Source organism: Ruminococcus sp. (genome assembly GCF_024684275.1).
In genome coordinates, this window is the sequence record NZ_JAIKXF010000089.1 from 19,576 (window position 1) to 39,826 (window position 20,251).

The 20,251-nt window shown below is 44.8% G+C and carries 14 protein-coding genes; 11 read left to right on the top strand and 3 right to left on the bottom strand.

The genetic code is table 11. The annotated features are described in order from the left end of the window. Positions 1-7: 7 nt before the first annotated feature. Positions 8-2,782 carry a leucine-rich repeat protein gene (locus K5677_RS09285; protein WP_296727171.1) on the bottom strand — a complete coding sequence of 925 codons (2,775 nt, stop codon included), beginning with the start codon at positions 2,780-2,782 and terminating at the stop codon, positions 8-10. 237 nt (positions 2,783-3,019) lie between these two features. On the opposite strand from K5677_RS09285, the gene K5677_RS09290 reads away from it, so the two are divergent. The 10 genes from K5677_RS09290 to K5677_RS09335 all read left to right on the top strand — a co-directional run bounded on the left by K5677_RS09290 (position 3,020) and on the right by K5677_RS09335 (position 16,558). Beyond that, on the top strand, positions 3,020-3,604 hold the full coding sequence (locus tag K5677_RS09290; RefSeq protein ID WP_296727173.1) for an accessory gene regulator B family protein: 585 nt from the start codon (positions 3,020-3,022) through the stop codon (positions 3,602-3,604). Then, a complete protein-coding gene (locus tag K5677_RS09295) occupies positions 3,601-4,326 on the top strand; it encodes a LytTR family DNA-binding domain-containing protein (protein ID WP_296727175.1) in 726 nt (241 codons plus the stop codon). Before K5677_RS09290 ends, K5677_RS09295 begins: the two co-directional genes overlap by 4 nt. 3 nt (positions 4,327-4,329) lie before the next feature. Continuing rightward, entirely contained in the window at positions 4,330-5,658 is a 1,329-nt protein-coding gene (locus K5677_RS09300; RefSeq protein WP_296727177.1) for a sensor histidine kinase, read from the top strand. 215 nt (positions 5,659-5,873) lie between these two features. Then, a complete protein-coding gene (locus tag K5677_RS09305; protein WP_296727179.1) occupies positions 5,874-6,029 on the top strand; it encodes a cyclic lactone autoinducer peptide in 156 nt (51 codons plus the stop codon). A gap of 767 nt (positions 6,030-6,796) precedes the next feature. After that, positions 6,797-9,421: a cation-translocating P-type ATPase gene (locus K5677_RS09310; RefSeq protein WP_296727182.1), complete on the top strand. Its 2,625-nt coding sequence runs from the start codon at positions 6,797-6,799 to the stop codon at positions 9,419-9,421. A 104-nt stretch (positions 9,422-9,525) separates the two neighbouring features. Further along, positions 9,526-10,212 carry a nicotinamide riboside transporter PnuC gene (gene pnuC / locus K5677_RS09315; protein ID WP_296727184.1) on the top strand — a complete coding sequence of 229 codons (687 nt, stop codon included), beginning with the start codon at positions 9,526-9,528 and terminating at the stop codon, positions 10,210-10,212. A 60-nt stretch (positions 10,213-10,272) separates the two neighbouring features. Next, entirely contained in the window at positions 10,273-10,770 is a 498-nt protein-coding gene (locus K5677_RS09320; protein ID WP_296727187.1) for a GNAT family protein, read from the top strand. 233 nt (positions 10,771-11,003) lie between these two features. Further along, positions 11,004-14,225, top strand: coding sequence for a carbamoyl-phosphate synthase large subunit (gene carB, locus K5677_RS09325; RefSeq protein WP_296727190.1), 3,222 nt, complete (start codon positions 11,004-11,006; stop codon positions 14,223-14,225). A gap of 12 nt (positions 14,226-14,237) precedes the next feature. Next, entirely contained in the window at positions 14,238-14,717 is a 480-nt protein-coding gene (locus tag K5677_RS09330) for a DUF4190 domain-containing protein (RefSeq protein WP_296727192.1), read from the top strand. Positions 14,718-14,989: 272 nt separating this feature from the next. Next, the gene (locus K5677_RS09335; RefSeq protein ID WP_296727193.1) at positions 14,990-16,558 is read left to right on the top strand and encodes a hypothetical protein; all 1,569 of its coding nucleotides are present in this window, start codon (positions 14,990-14,992) and stop codon (positions 16,556-16,558) included. A gap of 142 nt (positions 16,559-16,700) precedes the next feature. On the opposite strand, the gene mscL is transcribed toward K5677_RS09335, so the two are convergent. Together mscL and K5677_RS09345 are read right to left on the bottom strand one after the other, a co-directional pair. Then, on the bottom strand, positions 16,701-17,123 hold the full coding sequence (gene mscL / locus K5677_RS09340) for a large conductance mechanosensitive channel protein MscL (RefSeq protein WP_296727196.1): 423 nt from the start codon (positions 17,121-17,123) through the stop codon (positions 16,701-16,703). 38 nt (positions 17,124-17,161) lie between these two features. Next, positions 17,162-18,658, bottom strand: a complete 1,497-nt coding sequence (locus K5677_RS09345; protein ID WP_296727198.1) for a hypothetical protein — start codon at positions 18,656-18,658, stop codon at positions 17,162-17,164. A gap of 480 nt (positions 18,659-19,138) precedes the next feature. Between K5677_RS09345 and K5677_RS09350 the strand changes: the two genes are divergently transcribed. Then, positions 19,139-20,251 (top strand): M15 family metallopeptidase, encoded by a 1,113-nt coding sequence (locus K5677_RS09350; RefSeq protein WP_296727202.1) that lies wholly within the window; start codon positions 19,139-19,141, stop codon positions 20,249-20,251.

Sequence of the window (20,251 nt, forward strand, 5' to 3'; positions counted from 1 at the left end):
TGGTATATCAGTTATCTCTCATTGATTCAAGTATCTTTTTGCGGAATTCGACCATGTCGAATATATCGATATTTCCGTCGCCGTTGAGGTCAGCGGAAGCAATCTGCCTTTCGTCAAGAGTAGTCATTCCGTTGATGAATCTTGACATCATTACAAGGTCAGCTACATTGAACTCTCCGTCAACGTTAAGGTCGCCGCTCTGTTCTATTTTCTCGAACTTGATACCGTACATCTTAGCGTAAGCCTCTGCGGTAGAGCCCTTAAAGCCGTGGATAACAGTATCGCATATTTCTTCGTCGGAATCTGCTTCAAGCTCCTCCATAAGTGGTGTTCTGTAAAAATAAGACTTGAGTGGCTCCTTCCTTTCCTGATGCGACTTTACTGAGTCATCGCCGACATCAATATGCTGTGCAGGGATAGTCCGGTAACCTGCGCATATCTCACATTCGGGATCGTATATGAAGATGTTCTTCATGTATTTAGCGTTCTTGAAAGCGTCAAAGTCGATAACGTGTGAATCAACATAAGCAGTTACTACTCTGTTTGCGGTGCTTAACATTTCCCAGCTCATTTTTGTAACGCTCTTGGGAACAAGTATATAACCGGCAGCGTCTAATTTGGCAATGCCAACGGTACCTTCCTTGATATTTGCAGGCTTTGATTTTTCCGGCTCAACTTCAGTGACGCCGACGCACCAGCTTCCGAGATAATCAAGTCCGTCTTCTGACTTGACAGCAGGAACGTCAAGGAATGCATTATAACCGATATGATTTACACTTTCAGGGATAGAAATATCTTTGATACCTGTGCAGCCTGCGAAAGCATAGTCGCCGATAACATCAAGCTTTTCCGAGAGTTTGACGCTCTTGAGCTTGGATGAGTTTGCGAAAGAATTTTTTCCGATAGTTTCAACGCTGTCGGGGAGCTCAATGCTCTCAACATTTTCGAGACCGTATAATGCAAAGCTGTCTATGATCTTTACGCCGTCGGGAACAACTATCTTCTTGCCTGCGTATCTTGACGGCACCTTGATAAGCTTTGTCATGTCCTTGCTGTAGATGATACCGTCAACTGATGTGAGGTAGGGGTTGTCCTTGTCCACATCGTAGAATGCCACCTTATCATCGGGGGAGTCTTCCAAATGAATATATTGTTCTATAGTAGCAGGGATACTTATCTTATCAGCATTTGCGCCGATGACGAATAATGTTCTTACGGGAGCGATACCTACTTCGGGAGATTCTGCTTCGGAAGATATGGTTATTTCTTTTATGGTATCGCTGCTTGAGGGGCGTACAGATGCGGTAGCTAAGTATTTCGAGTATATGTCGTAGGTTGCTCCGTCCTTATTGATTTTTGTTAAAGGCTCGTTTTCTTCGATTTTGAGCTTTAAAGGCATAAATACTCGTCTGTACTTTATAGCGTAGTCCTCAGCTGTAGAGCCCTTTGCACCGTGGATAACAGTATCATACTTGGGAGAAGCACCAGCCTTTATAGGTGCCTTTTTAACAGCGTTTTCATTAGAAGCGAGGCTTATAGTGTCAAGGTCTATCAGCTCTGTGTTGATCGCCCTCTGTATCGAACTTGAAGCTCCGCTTGAAGAGGATACAGTTACTGTTTTGTGGGAAAGAGTATACTCTGTTGGCTTTTCTTCATTACTGCTCGGAACATAGGATTCATCGCGATAAACATGATATGCAGGCAGAGTTGTCGGAGAATCTGTTATCTTGCAGTTAGGATCGTATATTTCGATGCCCTTGATACCGTTTGTAGCAAGACAGCCTGCAGGGATATTGTTGTTATAGAATGCTATAAAATCAATATCCATATATTGTCCCAGACCTATGATAAGTCGATCAGTGATATGCTTTACTGAGCTTGGGACAACAATATATTTCAGCTGGTATCTCTCAGAGAAAATTCCGCTGGCTGTACCTACAGTGCCTTCTCTGATATCGCCGGCAGTTATTTCCTTATCCGTGCCTACAGCCCAGCCGTCAACATATTTTATGCTGTTCTCGGTCTTGATGCAGGCAGTATCCTTGAATACGTCCTCATACATCTCCTCCAAGCTGTCGGGCAGGTCAACGCTTTCCAGCGATGAACAGCCTGCAAAAGCAAAGTATCCAATAGCTTTGAGCTTCTGTGAGAAATTGACCTCTGTAAGACCGCTGCATCCCCAGAAAGCAGACGGGTATATCTTTTCGAGATTTTCGCCCATAGTTACCTTTTTGAGGTCGCGGCAGCAGGCAAGAGCTCCGCGGTCTATGCTGACAGTCTCATCAGGGATAGTCAGCTCTGTCTTGCCGCCTGCGTTAGGGCAGGCAACCAGCTCTGTCATATCCTTTGTATAGATGACGCCGTCAACAGCTGTGAAGTACTTACTGTCCTCAGGAACAGTTATTTCCTCAATGCCTTCTTCTGCGATGAATATCCAGTCGAAAACAGCGATATTCTTTGAAAGATTTATCTTTTTAAGATTCTTGCAGTCTCTGAAAGGTCCGTCTGTCAACCCCACAACAGGCTTATCCTTATAGGTCTCGGGAACAGTGAATTCCTCGATGTCCTCCTTATTGACTCTTGTTATTAAGACAAACTTGTCATAGACGAGATACTCAAAGTCGTCTTCTTTAACGATCTTATGACCTTCGTCAAGGTCATATTCGCTTGTTACCGCACTCTGTGTAGGTGTCAGAACAGATTCTGCAAAGACAGGTGCAGCTGTGCAGACAGAGCCGCAGAGAATTGAAAGTGCAGCGAGAGTCGAAATGATTTTTTTCATATTAATAACCTCCTATATCATTATGACATATGACAGATTTATCGCATCATATATTATATCATATCTTGCCTGCAATGTCAATATTATAGAATTGTTTTGGCATCAGCTGAAACTTCTGAGTATGCTCTTGGATTTGACAGTATAAGGTGAAACTTTCACTGAGAATATTGACTTTTTGCTAATTTGTGATATAATTAAACTGATTAGTAATTCGTGTATGGGATACAGGATATAGAGATGGACAAATTAATAAATTCGATCATGGAAAAGCTTCTCAGCGGCGGTTACGTCAGAGAAGACGAGGCAGATATAGTCCGATTCGGACTTGAGCTGAACATCATGAAGATGGTCATATCTGCTGCTATGCTCGTTGCTGCCGTTTTATTCGGCAGTGCTCCCGAGGCACTCGTTTTCATGGCAGTATATCCGCCTCTGCGCTCATGCTGCGGCGGTTATCATGCTAAAACGCGGATCGCCTGCTTTATACTGTCTATGGCTGTGATGAGCTCTGTCATTGCGGCTTCTCGTCTTATGCCTGCAAGAGCCTCGCTGCCGGCTGCTTTGGCTATGAGCTTTTCAGGCTTGCTGCTCATTATCCTGTTAGCACCTGTGGAATCCCGAAACAAGCCCTTTGACAGCGTGGAACGCAGGGTATTCCGCAGACGTTCACTTATAGCAGCCGCAATTTCAGCGGCGATAATAGCTGTTTTTGCTGTTTTACAGGCACGACGGCTTATGACAGGTGCTGCTATAGCAATATTCTTTACAGGGATAATGCTTGCAGCAGGTATATTCTCAAACAGGAAAGGAGCATTGAAATGATATCCATTGCTATATGCGACGACGATAAGGACGTTATCGAACAGATAAAGGGGCGTATCTCGAAATACAGCACCGTCCATTCTGTAGAGTTTGAGGTCCACACCTTCCGCTGCGGCGAAAAGCTTCTTGAAACGGAGATGAACTACGACCTTATCTTTCTTGACATCGAAATGAGCGGCATCGACGGGCTGAAGACTGCTCAGGCAATACGTCAGATAGACCGCCGTTCAAGGATAGTATATGTCACAAATCACTCAGAGTTTGCACTTCGGAGCTATTCGGTGCACCCTTTTGACTTTGTGGTAAAACCCTTTGAGGACGTAAGGATAGACAATGTGCTCGACGAGCTTATGCGCTATCTTGCCGAAAACTCTGAAAAGGACGTGGTGATACAGCTAAAGGGCGAGGACGGACCTCTGCTGCTGTCGCTGAAAAACATCTACGTCTTTGAATATACAGGAAACCGCCGTATAACAGTATACACAAAAACGGAAAAATATCGCATAAGAGGCAGCCTTTCCGACGTTTTTGCACTGATAAACTCAGAGAGCTTTGTTTCTCCGCATAAAAGCTTTATAATAAATATGGAACACATAGATAAGCTCAATAACTTTACACTATACACTACAAACGGTCTGGAAATACCCGTAGCTCAGAAAAAACTGAAGGATTTCCAGAATGAATTCAGCCGTTTTATCAAACACTACATCAGACAGGAGTAAGCTATGTTTTTTGCAGCTAATTATATTTCCGGAGCGGCGTTGTACATTTTTGCGTTCGTAACATTCGGAAAGATTTATGAATCAAGAAAATGTCATGCGGTATTAAAAATAATATATGTAGTTTTGGCAGCATTGCTCCATGCATTCGTAAATTCCTTTGAAATGCCTGTTTTTAATGTTTCATATGCATATTTTTCACTGCTTATACTGACTATCCTGTTTTATAAGCCGAAATATCTTAATTTCCTTATATATAATGCCATATTTTTTGTCATAATGGCTATAATAGAGATGCTTTCGGGAATGCTGCTTTCATGCCTGATAGGCGTAGAGTCACCGGAGATAAAGGATACGATAGAGCTGTATATTGCAGGCAATTTGCTGAGCTGGGTATTTATGATAGCCGCTGCAAAGTGCTTTATATTGTATATTTCCGAAAACGGCTTCAGCTCCATAAGATTGCAGGAGATAATAATGTTCTTCATACTCATAGTCGGAGAGATAATCATTTTCCAGTACATATACAATACTATCATGGAGGGCGAAGCAGGCTATGGCATCGTTATTATCCTGCTGATATTCTTTGCACTTGACCTTTATCTTACCTATCTTCTGCGAACTCTTTCAAAGACATATAAAACTGAGAAAGAGCTGGAGCTTGTATCTCAGCAGTCTGTATTACAGCTGAAAGCCTATAACGAGCTGAACGAGAAGTATAACGCTTCAAGGCGTGTTATCCACGATGTAAAGAAGCACATTGCCTCTCTTGAGGGACTCATAAATGCAAACAAGGCAGAAGAAGCAGGACATTATAAGGACCTGCTCAATGCTGAGCTCGACAAGCTCATGCCCCGTTTTGAGTGCGAGGATCCTATTCTTACGGTAGTTATCAACAACAAGCTGGATACCGCAGAATCCATGAATGTCGATTTCCGCGTAGATGCAGAATATACTAATATAAGCTTTATTTCAAATCTTGATGTTACGGCGATATTCTCAAATCTGCTGGACAATGCCTTTGAAGCCTGCAGCGAACTCCCTGAGGACAAGCGCCGCGTATGGCTGTCTATAACACGCCGGAACTACTTTGTGTTCATCTACCTCGAAAACAGCTTCGACAAGGTATCCACCACCGCAAAGAACGAATTCAGGAGCACCAAGAAGGGCCACCACGGAATAGGTATGTCAAATATACGAAATGCCTGTGCAAAGTACAACGGCAGCTTCAATGCCCATGTTGAGGATAATCTTTTCATCACAGAGCTGCTTATCCCTATTCCCGACGATAATGAAAAGCAGCCTGAAACAGCTGCAAAAAAGACAGCAGTATGAGGCTTTCGGGACTTAAAATATAATATACCGTTAAACCTCAACAAAAAAATTATTACTGTAAGAAAATTACCGTTAAATATGAACTATGAGGATAAAAATGCAAATAAGCGGCGTTTAGTGCAAAGGTATTGACTTTTCGGGCTTGCGAAATATAATAATATTATAGGCGTCGCCCCAAAGGTGCCTGCACTATCATTATTCAGGAGGAATTCATCATGAAGAAAACTCGGAATACTGTCAGATCAATAATAATGAAGACAATCGTTTCAAAATCTGTAAAGGCAGCAGAGCAGAATGCAAATTCCGCCTGCATATGGATGTTTAATCAACCAGAGCCCCCCAAGGATCTCAAGAAACTCAGAAAATTTTAACCATCACTTTACATAAAACATCGATCCCCTTTAAAAATTTTCCATCTAATCCTAAATACTTCATTAAATTTTCCTGATAATAATATTGCATCTTTACCGTTCAGAAAACGCCATTTGATCCTACTACCTGATCCATATCCAACATTCCAGCACACAAAGAATCATCACAGAAAACTACGCATTATTTATCTATTTATTGACAGGCAATGAGAGCGTAGTCACTTTTCGGGCGGCTAACCTAAAAACGCAGGCGAAGGTCATAATATAAATAAAGTGACTGTTTCTATGCTTGTCGGATCCTTTATAAGACTATACCATTCATATCCCTGAACGGAAAAATGTATGCTTTCGCCCCCCGACAGCATGACATTTTTCCGTCCACCCCCCTTTTTTAACGGTGATTTATCATTGGTATGCCGTTACTTATTCGGAACAAACAATGAGCACATAAAGCTTTCAGATCTCTCTTAAAAAAACCATCTCTATAAAACACTTGAAAGAAAAAACAAAATTCAGAATTTCCTTTTCAATTGCTTGTTTCGCAGTAAATCATACAGTGATTTTTCATACATCGGGAGTTCCGCTTCAGCTTCCGGCAGAAAAGTTCGTTCATATTGGACGGGCTTTTTTGTTTTTCGCGGCAATTTACAGTTTAGTCACAGATATATCTTGACTTTTTTGAAAGTAAATGATAAAATATTATCTGTTTAGTATTGTAGTGAAGGGATACGCCTTTTCATCAGTACAACGGATATTGGAGGAAAATAATGAAACACTATCTTGAAACCACAGAAAGTGTCCTTAAAGAAGTCGAGAGCTCGGCTTCGGGACTAACAGCTGAGGAAGCTGCAAAACGCCTTGAAAAGGTAGGCCAGAACAAGCTTGACGAAGCTCCTAAGCCTACTCTGCTTGCAAGGTTCATTGAACAGTTCAAAAACCCTATGATACTTGTGCTCATTGCAGCGGCGGTCATTTCCGCAGTTACAGGTATCATCTCTGAGGGCAAGCTTGACGCGGACGTATTCATTATCCTGTTCGTTGTCATCGCAAACGCTGTTCTCGGTGTATATCAGGAAAACAAGGCAGAATCCGCTATCGAAGCATTGCAGGCTATGAGCGCCGCACAGAGCAAGGTTTACCGCTCCGGAGAGCTGGTAGTTATACCGAGCTCAGACCTTGTGCCCGGTGATGTCATAGCTCTTGAAGCAGGCGACAATGTTCCTGCGGACTGCCGTATACTCGAAGCTGCTGCCTTAAAGGCTGAGGAATCAGCCCTCACAGGCGAGAGCGTGCCCTCTGAAAAGGAGAGCGATGTGCTCAGCGGCGATGAGGTACCTCTCGGAGACAGAAAGAATATGCTCTACATGGGCAGCAGTATTGCCTACGGACGTGCAGAGGCTGTAGTAGTCGCTACGGGTATGCAGACCGAAATGGGTAAGATAGCAGGCGCTATCGCCAATGCCGATGACGATGAGACTCCGCTCCAGAGAAGCCTCGACCAGCTCAGCAAGATACTTTCTATCGCGGTTCTCATTATCTGCGTTATCATACTCGGTCTGAACATCGTTCAGATGCTCGTCAGAAACGGTACTATTACACTTCCCGGCTTCCTCAGCTCATTTATGATAGCTGTCAGCCTTGCTGTTGCGGCTATCCCTGAGGGACTTGCAGCCGTAGTAACAGTCGTTCTCTCTATCGGCGTTACAAATATGTCAAAGCGCGGAGCTATCATACGCAGACTTACTGCTGTTGAGGCTCTCGGCTGTGCTGAGGTAATATGCTCGGATAAGACAGGTACTCTCACACAGAACAAGATGACTGTTGTTCACGAAAATACAGATGATAAGGAGCTCCTTGCAAGAGCTATGGCTCTCTGCTGTGACGCGCAGCTCAATTCTGACGATACCGTTACAGGTGAGCCTACAGAGGCAGCTCTTGTAGCCTATGCACACAAGTGCGGACTTAAAAAGTACGAAATGGAGGCTGCAACTCCAAGAGTTGCGGAAGCCCCTTTCGATTCGCTCAGAAAGATGATGTCCACGGTACACAAGACCGATAAGGGCTATATACAGTACACAAAGGGCGCTCCCGATGAGGTGCTGAAAAACTGTACACATATGTTCAAAGAAGGCGGCGTCCGCATAATGACCGAGTCTGACAGACTTGAAATACTCCGCCGCAATAAGGAAATGGCAGATCAGGCGCTGAGAGTTCTCCTTGCGGCTTACCGCGAGTACGACGAGCTTCCAAGCGATATTTCACCCGAGGGACTTGAACACGACCTCATCTACATCGGTATGACAGGCATGATAGATCCTGTCCGTCCCGAGGTAAAGGACGCTATCGGTCTCTGCCGCACAGCAGGCATACGTCCCGTTATGATAACAGGCGACCACAGAGATACAGCTGTTGCTATCGCTAAGGAGCTTGGTATCCTCGGCGAGGGACAGCAGGCTCTCACAGGTGCAGAGCTTTCAAAGATACCTGATGACGAGTTCAACGCTCATGTTCAGGATTACAGTGTATATGCCCGTGTTCAGCCTGAGCACAAGGTCCGTATCGTAAACGCATGGCGTAAAAAGGGCATGACAACCGCTATGACAGGTGACGGCGTAAACGACGCTCCGTCTATCAAGAGCGCTGATATAGGCGTTGGTATGGGTATCACAGGTACAGACGTTACAAAGAACGTTGCCGATATGGTACTCACAGATGATAACTTCGCAACTATCGTAGGCGCTGTTGAGGAAGGCAGACGTATCTATGACAATATCCGCAAGGCTATACAGTTCCTGCTCTCAAGCAACCTCAGTGAGGTGCTCTGCATACTTGCAGCAACACTGTTCATCGGCGGCGGCAAGAGCATATTCAGCCCTGTACACCTGCTCTGGATAAACCTTATATCAGACTGTTTCCCTGCAATAGCTCTTGGTATGGAGCCTGCTGAGCAGGGTATCATGTCACGTAAGCCAAGAAGCAGCAAATCACACATCTTCTCCGACGGTCTCGGCATAAATCTGCTGTGGCAGGGCGCAGTTATCGCAGCGCTTACCTTTGTTTCGTATCTTATCGGCTCAAAGACCTCTCCTGCGGCAGGCACAACAATGGCATTCATTACCCTCTGTGTATGTGAAATGCTCCACTCATGGAATATGAGAAGCCTCAGAGGCTCTATATTCACAATGAAGAAGCACAACAAGGTGCTTATCGGAGCTATCCTGCTCTCAGCAATACTCACCGTACCCGTACTCTTTATCCCTGCACTGAGAAATATGTTCTCACTGGTTTCTCTTTCGGGTATGAATTATCTCTGGGCATTCATTGCAGGCGCCTGCATAGTGCCTGTCGTTGAGATAGTAAAGTGCTTCCAGAGAGCAGCTGTTAAAAAGTAAATATATTTCTGCCACCGGGTAGAAAATGCAAAAAGCATTTGTTCACACATCATTAGGTCTTAGAAGATGTGTGTGCAAATGCTTTGTTTTTTGGAGGCGACCGCATGATAAAAAGCATCAAAAGTTATTTTTCTGTAGGCGAGGTCATTCTTTGGAGCGTTTCATCGCTGCTTGTTATTATATCCTTTCTCCTGTTCGACAGAGAAAACTACCTTATACTATCTGCATCACTGACAGGCGTGACCTACCTCATATTAAACTCAAAGGGCAATCCGGCTGGTCAGGCGCTGGTTATTATTTTCAGCCTGATGTATGGGATAATATCATACAATTTTTCGTACTTCGGAGAGATGATTACCTATCTTGGCATGACAACTCCTATGGCAGTATTAGCCTTGATATCGTGGCTGAAAAATCCATACAACGGAAACAGAGCGCAGGTAAAGATCGGAGGTATAGGAAAAAACGAAGCCGTTTGCATGATGATCATGGCTGCAATAGTTACTGTGCTGTTCTATTTTGTACTGAAAGCCTTTAATACAGCAAATATCGTCCCGAGCACTCTTTCAGTCACAACAAGCTTTATTGCCGTCTATCTTACATTCAGGAGAGATCCGTTTTACGCAATAGCTTATGCCGCCAACGATATTATTCTTATCATTTTATGGACAATGGCGAGTGTTTCAGATAGCCGCTATATATCGGTAGTTGTCTGCTTTGCAGTGTTTTTTGTCAATGATATATACAGCTTTTTTCGCTGGCAGGAGCTTAAAAAGCATCAGAACGGATAGTAAATGATCACACATTGACATTTTTTAGGATATAAGTATAATAATTATGGAGGTGTTACCATGAGACTAAGACCATACATACCGAGTCACGATTTCGACGCAATAAAAAACTGGGTAACTGACGAAAGGACACACGCTCTTTGGAGCGCAAAACACGCGCCCTATCCGCTGGAAAAGACCGCTTTTGAACGTTTCCTCACGGATATGTACGAAAAACACGGGGACTGTCCCTTTGCAGCCGTCACGGACGACGGTACAGTTGTGGGCTTTTTGTGCATTTCCATAGGTTATGACATCAATGAAGCAATGCTGGCATTTGTCATAGTTGATCCTGAACAGCGCGGAAACGGCTATGGGAAGGAAATGATACAGCTTGCCTCAAAATACTGCTTTGAGATACTGAAAGCAGACGCCGTACAGCTCAATGTGTTCACAGTAAACGAGGGGGCGCGCAGATGCTATGAGAGCGCAGGCTTTACCGAAAGAATAACAACTCCGAGCGCATTTGCCTACAAGGACGAAAAATGGGGCAGATGCAATATGGTGCTGAATAAATAATGAGCAGTATGGGCGGAATTATCCGCCCTGTTTTCTTTGATGTTCAATAATATTCACAAACTTCAACAGCCGGATTTTGCAATTTTCCTAAAATTGTACTGCTTGTAAAAGAGAATTTTTATATTGCAATTTGTCGTGATATATGTTATTATATAAGGTAAGAAGTTGTGCCATGATGTTTCATGGCAAATATATCAACGTACATTTTACAGTGTACGAGTCAGGAGAATAATATGCCAAAAAGACAGGATATTAACAAGATCATGATAATCGGTTCAGGTCCTATCATCATCGGACAGGCTTGCGAATTCGACTACTCAGGTACTCAGGCCTGCAAGGCTCTGCGCAAGCTGGGCTATGAGATAGTTCTCGTAAACTCTAACCCTGCTACTATCATGACAGATCCCGATGTTGCTGATATTACTTACATCGAGCCTCTTAATCTCGAAAGACTTACTCAGATAATCGAAAAGGAACGTCCTGACGCTCTCCTCCCTAACCTCGGCGGTCAGTCTGGTCTTAACCTTTGTTCAGAGCTTGATCAGGCAGGCGTACTCAAAAAGTACGGCGTACAGGTCATTGGCGTTCAGGTTGACGCTATCGAGCGCGGTGAGGACCGTATCGAATTCAAGAACGCTATGAAGGCTCTCGGTATCGGTATGCCAAAGAGCGAGGTAGCTTACTCAGTTGACGAGGCTGTAAAGATAGCTGAAAAGCTGAAATATCCTGTAGTTCTCCGTCCTGCCTACACTATGGGCGGCGCAGGCGGCGGAATGGTTTATAATGTAGATGAATTAAAGGTTGTCTGTGCAAGAGGCTTACAGGCTTCTCTCGTTGGACAGGTACTTGTCGAGGAATGTATCTTCGGCTGGGAAGAGCTTGAGCTCGAGGTAGTTCGTGACGCTGAGAACAACAAGATCACTGTATGCTTCATTGAGAACATCGATCCTATCGGCGTTCACACAGGCGATTCGTTCTGTTCAGCACCTATGCTCACTATCCCCGAGGACGTTCAGAAGACTCTTCAGGAGATGTCATACAAGATAATCGAATCTATCGAGGTCATTGGCGGCTGTAACTGTCAGTTCGCACGTGATCCCGAGACAGGCCGTATCGTTGTTATCGAGATCAATCCAAGAACTTCACGTTCTTCTGCTCTCGCTTCAAAGGCAACAGGATTCCCGATAGCTCTCGTATCAGCTATGCTTGCCTGCGGTCTTACACTTAAAGACATCGAGTGCGGAAAGTACGGCACTCTTGACAAGTACGTTCCTGACGGCGATTACATCGTTATCAAGTTCGCTCGCTGGGCTTTCGAGAAGTTCAAGGGCGCTGAGGACAAGCTGGGTACTCAGATGAGAGCTGTGGGCGAGGTAATGAGCATAGGCAAGACCTACAAGGAGGCTTTCCAGAAGGCTATCCGTTCACTGGAAACAGGAAGATACGGTCTCGGCTTTGCTAAGAACTTCAACAGCATGACTAAGGAAGAGCTCCTTGCACAGCTCCGCTACCCAACAAGCGAGAGACAGTTCGTTATGTATGAGGCTCTCCGCAAGGGCGCTACAATAGATGAGCTCCACGACCTCACAAAGATAAAGAAGTACTTCATCGAGCAGATGAAGGAGCTCGTTGACGAGGAGGAGGCACTCCTTAAAAATAAGGGTGCTGTTCCTGCAAATGACGTACTCAGGCAGGCTAAGCTTGACGGCTTCTCAGACCGTTATCTCAGCTCTCTCCTTGATGTTACCGAGGAGGAGATAAGAAATGCCCGTATGGCTATCGGTGTCAAGGAAGCATGGGAGGGCGTTCACGTAAGCGGTACAAAGGACGCTGCTTATTACTATTCAACATATCACCTTGACGAGGACAAGAGCCCTGTAAGCACAGAAAAGCCGAAGATTATGATACTCGGCGGCGGTCCTAACAGAATCGGTCAGGGTATCGAGTTCGACTACTGCTGCGTTCACGCTGCACTTGCTCTTAAAAAGCTGGGCTTTGAGTCGATTATCGTAAACTGCAACCCTGAGACAGTTTCTACTGACTATGATACATCTGATAAGCTCTATTTCGAGCCTCTTACACTTGAAGATGTTCTCGCTATACATGAAAAGGAGAAGCCTGTGGGCGTTATAGCTCAGTTCGGCGGACAGACTCCTCTTAACCTTGCAAATGACCTCAAAAAGTACGGCGTAAATATCCTCGGTACAACTCCTGAGACTATCGACCTTGCTGAGGACAGAGACCACTTCCGCGCTATGATGGACAAGCTTGGCATTCCTATGCCTGAGGCTGGCATGGCTGTAAATGCTGATGAGGCTATCGCTATCGCAAACAAGATAGGCTATCCTGTAATGGTTCGTCCTTCGTACGTTCTCGGCGGACGCGGCATGGAGATAGTTCACGACGACGAGATGATGAGAGTATACATGAATGCGGCTGTCGGCGTAACTCCTGACAGACCTATCCTCATCGACCGCTTCCTCAACCACGCTACAGAGTGCGAGGCTGACGCTATTTCCGACGGTACACACTGCTTTGTTCCATGCGTTATGGAGCATATCGAGCTTGCAGGCATTCATTCGGGCGACTCTGCTTGTATCCTGCCTTCAAAGAACCTGACAGAGAAGCAGGTGGCTACTATCAAGGAGTACACAAAGAAGATAGCTGTAGAGATGAACGTATGCGGTCTTATGAATATGCAGTACGCTATCGAGGGCGATACAGTATACGTTCTCGAGGCTAATCCCCGTGCATCAAGAACAGTTCCGCTGGTATCAAAGGTATGCGACATCAACATGGTTAGAATTGCTACCGATATAATTACATCAAAGCTCACAGGCAGACCTTCGCCTGTTCCCGAGCTCAAGGATAAGAAGATCGGTCACTACGGCGTCAAGGAGGCTGTATTCCCGTTCAATATGTTCCAGGAGGTAGATCCTCTCCTCGGACCTGAGATGCGTTCAACAGGTGAGGTCCTCGGTATCTCTCCTTCCTTCGGTGAAGCTTACTACAAGGCTCAGGAAGCTACAAAGAACAAGCTTCCTCTTGAGGGTACAGTTCTTCTCAGCGTATGCGAGAGAGACAAGCCCGAGCTTATAGACATCGCTAAGTCCTTCAACGAGCTCGGCTTCCACATCATCGCTACAGGCAGAAGCTACGAGATGATCAAGGAAGCAGGTATCCCATGCGACAAGATATTCAAGATATATGAGGGACGTCCGAATATCGCTGACGAGATCGCAAACGGCGAGATACAGATGATAATCAATACTCCTGCCGGCAAGACCAGCGTTCACGATGACAGCTATATCCGTAAGGCTGCTATCAAGCACAGAGTTCCGTATATGACAACTATGGCTGCTGCAAGAGCAAGCGCTGAGGGTATCAAGGCTATAAAGAACAATACTCACCTCGGTGTTAAGTCACTTCAGGCACATCACGCTGATATAAAGTAAAAGGAGCTTGTAATGGATAATAATTATAATAATGATCCAAACAACTACGGCGGACAGAATAACGGTAATTATCCCGACAGCAATAACCAGTACGGCGGCTACGATAACGGCGGACAGTACAACGGCGGTTATTCTAATAATGGGCAGTATAACGGCGGCTATCCCAATAACGGGCAGTACAATGCTCCGAATTATAACGGAGCTCCTGACTTCTACAGTCAGATGAACAATCCGTATCAGCAGCAGTATGAGCAGCCAGACGGCAAGGCAATAGCCTCGCTGGTACTCGGACTTTGCAACCTGCTGGGCTGGTGTCTGCCTATAATAGGTATCCCCTGCGGTATCGTAGGACTTGTTATGGGTATAAAGGGACTTAAAAGCTCCAAAAAGGGCATGGCTATCGCAGGTATAGTGCTTTCAAGCATTACTCTTGCAATTTCATTGCTGAATTCTGTTTTGGGAGTTATCGGCGCTTTGAGGCGCTACAGCTGATAAACTGATATTTTTTAAGCACCTGTGTAAAAGCAGGTGCTTTTTATTTTTGGCGGATAATTGGCAGGACAACTTTAGTTCAAAGAAGTGAAATATGTCATTCAACAAGTGACAAATGTCACTCAGAAAGTGACAAATGACACCTTTTCAAGCTCTTATGAACGTGATACAATAAGACCATACCACACAGGGGAACAAAGTTCAGCGCGCAGAGCTTGTTTTATAAAAAATACAAAATAATAAATTATTTTATTTTAGGGAGGTTGTCACAAATGAGAAACTTTTCACAAAAAGCACTATGTTTACTGTCAAGTGCCGTTTTGCTTTGCGGCGCAAGTGCTATCCCTGCAAGTGCAGCAGAGACAGCAGAACCAACAACAGCAGCTATTTCCCGTACATTAAAAGAAAATGCTCTGATCAAAGAGATCGAATCGGCAAATGAACTGACATCAGCTGATAAACTTGAGTTTGCAAATGAACTTGAGTTTGAAAAGGCACTTACTTCAAATGGCAGGCGTCCTATCGTTACTACTACAACAGCCCCTGCACAGGAAATTGAAATTAAAAGGACTTTGCCTGGTGAATTAAAACCACGACTAACTACAAGGAGAACTTTTTTATTAAAGACTACTACAACTACTTCCACCACGACCACTACTACCACAACTGCAGCTGAGCCTGCGTGCAATATTTCATATAAACTCAATGCTTCAAGCGTTATATTAAGCAGCCGTACACCGAGCTATACACTCACAGCAAGTAAAAAAGCAGACTGTGTGATACCTGCAAATGCTGCTGTTAAATATCAGTGGTTCAAGGACTCTGTAAGCATCACCGGTGCAACTTCATATCAGTATTCGGTTAATGCGGCAGGCAATTATTGGTGCAAGGTGTCCGTTACATATTCATTCGGTTCAAAAAGCGTTACTAAGAGCGCAGATACATATACGTGCAAGGTAAGTGAAAAATTAGAAATAAAAACTCAGCCTAAGGACGCACATATCTATAGTAATGGTGCAAGCTGTACGCTTTCTGTAACAGCAACAGGCGGAAAGGCTCCTTATAAGTATAAGTGGACAAGATATGGCAATGATATTTCAAAGAATACAGCGTCTATATCCGTTACCGAGAATGGACAGTACAGATGTGAGGTAACTGACTCTCTGGGTAATAGGGTCACATCAAATATAGCAAATGTATATTATGAGTATCTGAGATTCGGCGGTCAGATTTTAAGCGGCTGGGTATATTCATACAGCAGACCTCTTGAGCTTTATGCAACACCTGTAGGCGGTACAGCGCCATATAGATACCAGTGGGTCCATGACGGTTATATTATGCCAAATACTACAGCTACAATAAATGTTACAGAACGGGGTTCATATTATCTGACGGTTTTTGATGCTAAGAATAATAAGATCACCTCAAAAGAAATAAAGGTATATCAGAGCATTCTCAGACTCACAACACAGCCTAAATCGGTAAGCTCAGATGATTATAACAACTCCACAACGCTCTCTGTTTCGGCTGCCGGCGGTACAGGAACAACTTCATATGAATGGCAGAAGTACAGTAACGGTCAGTGGGTAAGCGTAGGATATAGACCTACATTAACCGTTTACAGAAGCGATACACATGAAGAATATACAAGAGAGAACGACAAAATATTACATGATGGTCATGGTTATTACAATCCTATACATTATTACACTAAATATCGCTGTGTAGTAAAGTCATACTACAGCAACGGAAATGTTGCAGCACAGGTTACCAGCAATATAGTAACTGTACGCGACGAGCAGAAGAGCGACTACCTGAATTTCCAGTGGGCATTCTGGTAATACCTGAATAAACAAAAATATTTGTAATAATTCTTAATAAGGGTTCAATGAGATAAACTAAGCCCCCGTGCAAAAACGGGGGCTTAGTGCTGTATTGGTGCAATAAACGTGAAAAGGACGTCCATTGGACGTCCTGCACAAATTACTTCTTTGCGTTCTGTGCCTTGAGAAGGTCTCTGATCTCTGTGAGGAGAACTTCTTCCTTCGGAGGCTCAGCAGGCTTTTCCTCTTCCTTCTTCTTGCCGATGCTCATTGCCTTGTTTACAGCCTTGAGTAAGCAGAAGAGGATGATAGCGATAATGAGGAAATTAAGTACAGCGGAAAGGAATGCGCCATAGTTGAAATCAACGCCTGCAATAGTAAACTTACCGCCTACCAGCTGCATAACGCCGTTTTCGTCCTTCTCTGCGCCGCCTGTGATAGCTGCGATAAGGGGAGTAATAAAGTTATCTGTAAGAGCGCTTACGATACTTCCGAATGCAGCACCGATGATAACACCGATAGCCATATCCATTACGTTTCCCTTGAGTGCGAATTCTTTGAATTCCTTCAAAAACTTCTTCATTTTTTACAACATCTCCTTGATAGAATATAGAATAAAATTTATTTAATTTCCGGCAAGCCGGGAATTTCCGCTAAGTTGGTCTTTTTTGCCTTCATTTCCTCGGGAAGCTCTATAGCGTCTATTTCATCGTTATAGGTCTTAGCTTTCTTAGGCATAGCCTCTACTGCGCGGTCTGCCTGAGCCATAAGAGACTCTGAGCGTGAGACCGTGTTCATTTCAAGGTCTGAGGCATTAGCCTTTTTAGTTCCGCCCATGAGGTTCCATGCCTTGCCTTCCTCTTTTGCGCGGAGTTGATTTGCGTCAACATTTTTAGTTCCGCCCATATAGTTAAGGTGGAGGGATTCCTGCTTGGCTTTGAGCTCATTGGGGTTTGCAGAGCCTGCCGAGCGCATGAAATACTTGTTGTACTTGTCTGACTCGTTCTTTTTGAGGTCTCTTGCGTCAACAAGCGGTGTATCGCTCATATACGCCTGATTCTTCTTCTCAAAGCGCTTCATGCCCTCTATCTCGTCACCGCGCTTTCCGAAGAAATCGTCTGCGGAGTCCATAGAGGCGTGTTCTGTAGCCTTGCCGCCGTCGAAAAACTCCCAGAAATCGTCAGGTACCTCGACTTTTTCCTTGTCCTCAACAGGAGGAGCGACGGGTTCGGGCTCGGGCTGTTCCATATGAGGCTGAGCGTACATCATAGGCTGACCGTAAACGGGCATACCGTTCTGGTCATAGCCGATTATCTGGGGTTGAGCGTACATTACAGGCTGACCGTAAACGGGATTGCCGTTCTGATCGTAGCCTATGAGCTGAGGCTGACTGTACATTACGGGCTGACCGTAAAGAGGATTACCGCTCTGGTCGTAGCCTATGAGCTGAGGCTGACTGTACATCATGGGCTGACCGTACATAGGCATACCGTTCATCTGAGCGCCGCCCTGTGGGGGTATACCCTGCATAGAGCCTTGTGGAGCAGGTATTCCTGCCATAGCTCCGCCCTGTGGGGGAAGCCCCTGCATAGCGCCTTGTGGAGCAGGTATTCCTGCCATAGCGCCGCCCTGTGGGGGAAGCCCCTGCATAGCGCCCTGTGGAGCAGGTATCCCTGCCATAGTTCCGCCCTGTGGGGGAAGCCCCTGCATCATGCCCTGTGGCGGTATTCCTGCCATTCCGCTCTGTGAGCGGAAACCTGCATTCTGCATTTGTGCCTGTCTTACAGCCTTTGTCTGTTCGGGGAGTGTGACTCTTCCTGTGTCAAGGTGTGGTATAAATGGCTCGTCGATGCTGCTGAAATCAAATACCTCATCGGAATCGTTCAGCTCGGCTGCGGTATATAAGTCGGAGGACGAATCTCTCGAAGGTTTATCGCTGATAGTGAAGGTCCCGCTTCCGAGAGTAAAGCCGCCGTTCGCAGAATCTTCTTCAGAATGATAGCCGCCCATATCGACCTGTTCAATATTAATATCCTGCGGATTTTCAAGGTTGACGCCGCATTTCACGCAGAACCTGAAACCCGCTTCGTTTGCTGTTCCGCACTGTGGACATTTCATAAACATCACTCCTTATAGCGAAAATACAGAAAAACACAGAGTCGTCATAGCTTGGAGCGGTGGTTCATAAAGCCGCTCATATACGGCTCTGTCTATACTTTCACAAATATATTATAGCATTAATTTAATTCATTTTCAAGGGCTTTATAAAAGATTGTGCAATACGGTGATGAATGGACCTGTTTTTTGTGTACAATAACGTTATATGCTGATTTTATGAGACATCTGATGGTTTATGTACGATAATGCAAAACGAGTCTTGTAGAAAGAATACAGTTTTAGTGGATATATATCTGAATATATACCGCAATTTTACAAATATACCCCCGAAAGACTATATTTTTGCCGCGAAATATGATATAATACTATTAAACGTCCCGATATTCGTAACAAAAAAGAGAGATAGAAAGAACAAAAGCTGTGGGAGCTTGATGGACTCCCGAAAATGAGCTGCAAACGGCAGCGGAATGGAGAAGACGTATGTCTAAAAATAAAAAGATAAGCAAGGAAAAAAGCATACGACGTGCCAAGACCATGACAGAGATAGTCATCAGCCTTGTTCTCGTCGGAGCAGGCGGATTCTTTGTGAGAAATGCAATGAAGGATGCAAAGGAGGTACAGACCTCTCCTTATTTTGACGATAAGGATATAGCGGTCACAGATACCGAGAGCACTACTGCTCCCGATCCGAACCAGATAATTTTTGAATCAAAATCCGTTGATACCAAGGACAAGTTCCGCGGAGACCTTATCCTTGTAAATGAGGATCACGAATATTACAGCGGTGACGAGGATCTCGTCAGCATTATAGAGATGAACGAGGAAAACGAGTATACCTGCTTTTCGGCAGTAGACTCCACATATACCATACTTCGTCAGGTGTATGAGCCAATGGCGCGTATGATACAGGATTTCTCGGATCAGTACAACAACGACAAGCTCATAATCTACGGCTCATACCGTACAAGAGATTTCCAGCAGCAGCTCTATGACGAAGATGTTGCCCAGTCTGAGGACGGAAAGTCCACAAAGGTGGCAAAGCCGGGATTCAGCGAGCATGAATCGGGACTTGCCTTTGACTTTACAGAGGCAGATAACTATGATTACGATGGAACGGGCGATTATGCGTGGCTGAACGCAAACTGCTACAGATACGGATTTGTTGTCCGCTACCAAAAGGCTAAGGAAAAAATAACCAAGATAGAGGACGAGCCGTGGCATTTCCGCTATGTAGGCGTTCCCCATGCCTATTATATGGACTCTAATGACCTCTGCCTTGAGGAGTACATCGACCTTGTCCGCAATCACCCATATGACGGCGAGCACCTTGAATTCAAGGACGACAAGGACGTGGAATATGAGGTGTATTTCGTTAAGTCCGACGACGGTGCAGACAAGACCACAGTTCCTGTGCCAAACGGTTTAAGGTATGAAATATCGGGAAATAACGTTGACGGCTTTATCGTTACGGTATACAAGAATCAGAAACCGCTGGTCGAGGTAGCTCCCACTAAGTCCTTTGAGGACGTGACCGTGGCAAGCACAGAGAGTGCATCAGACGGCGAAGAGGGCTCTGACGAAACAGAAGAATAA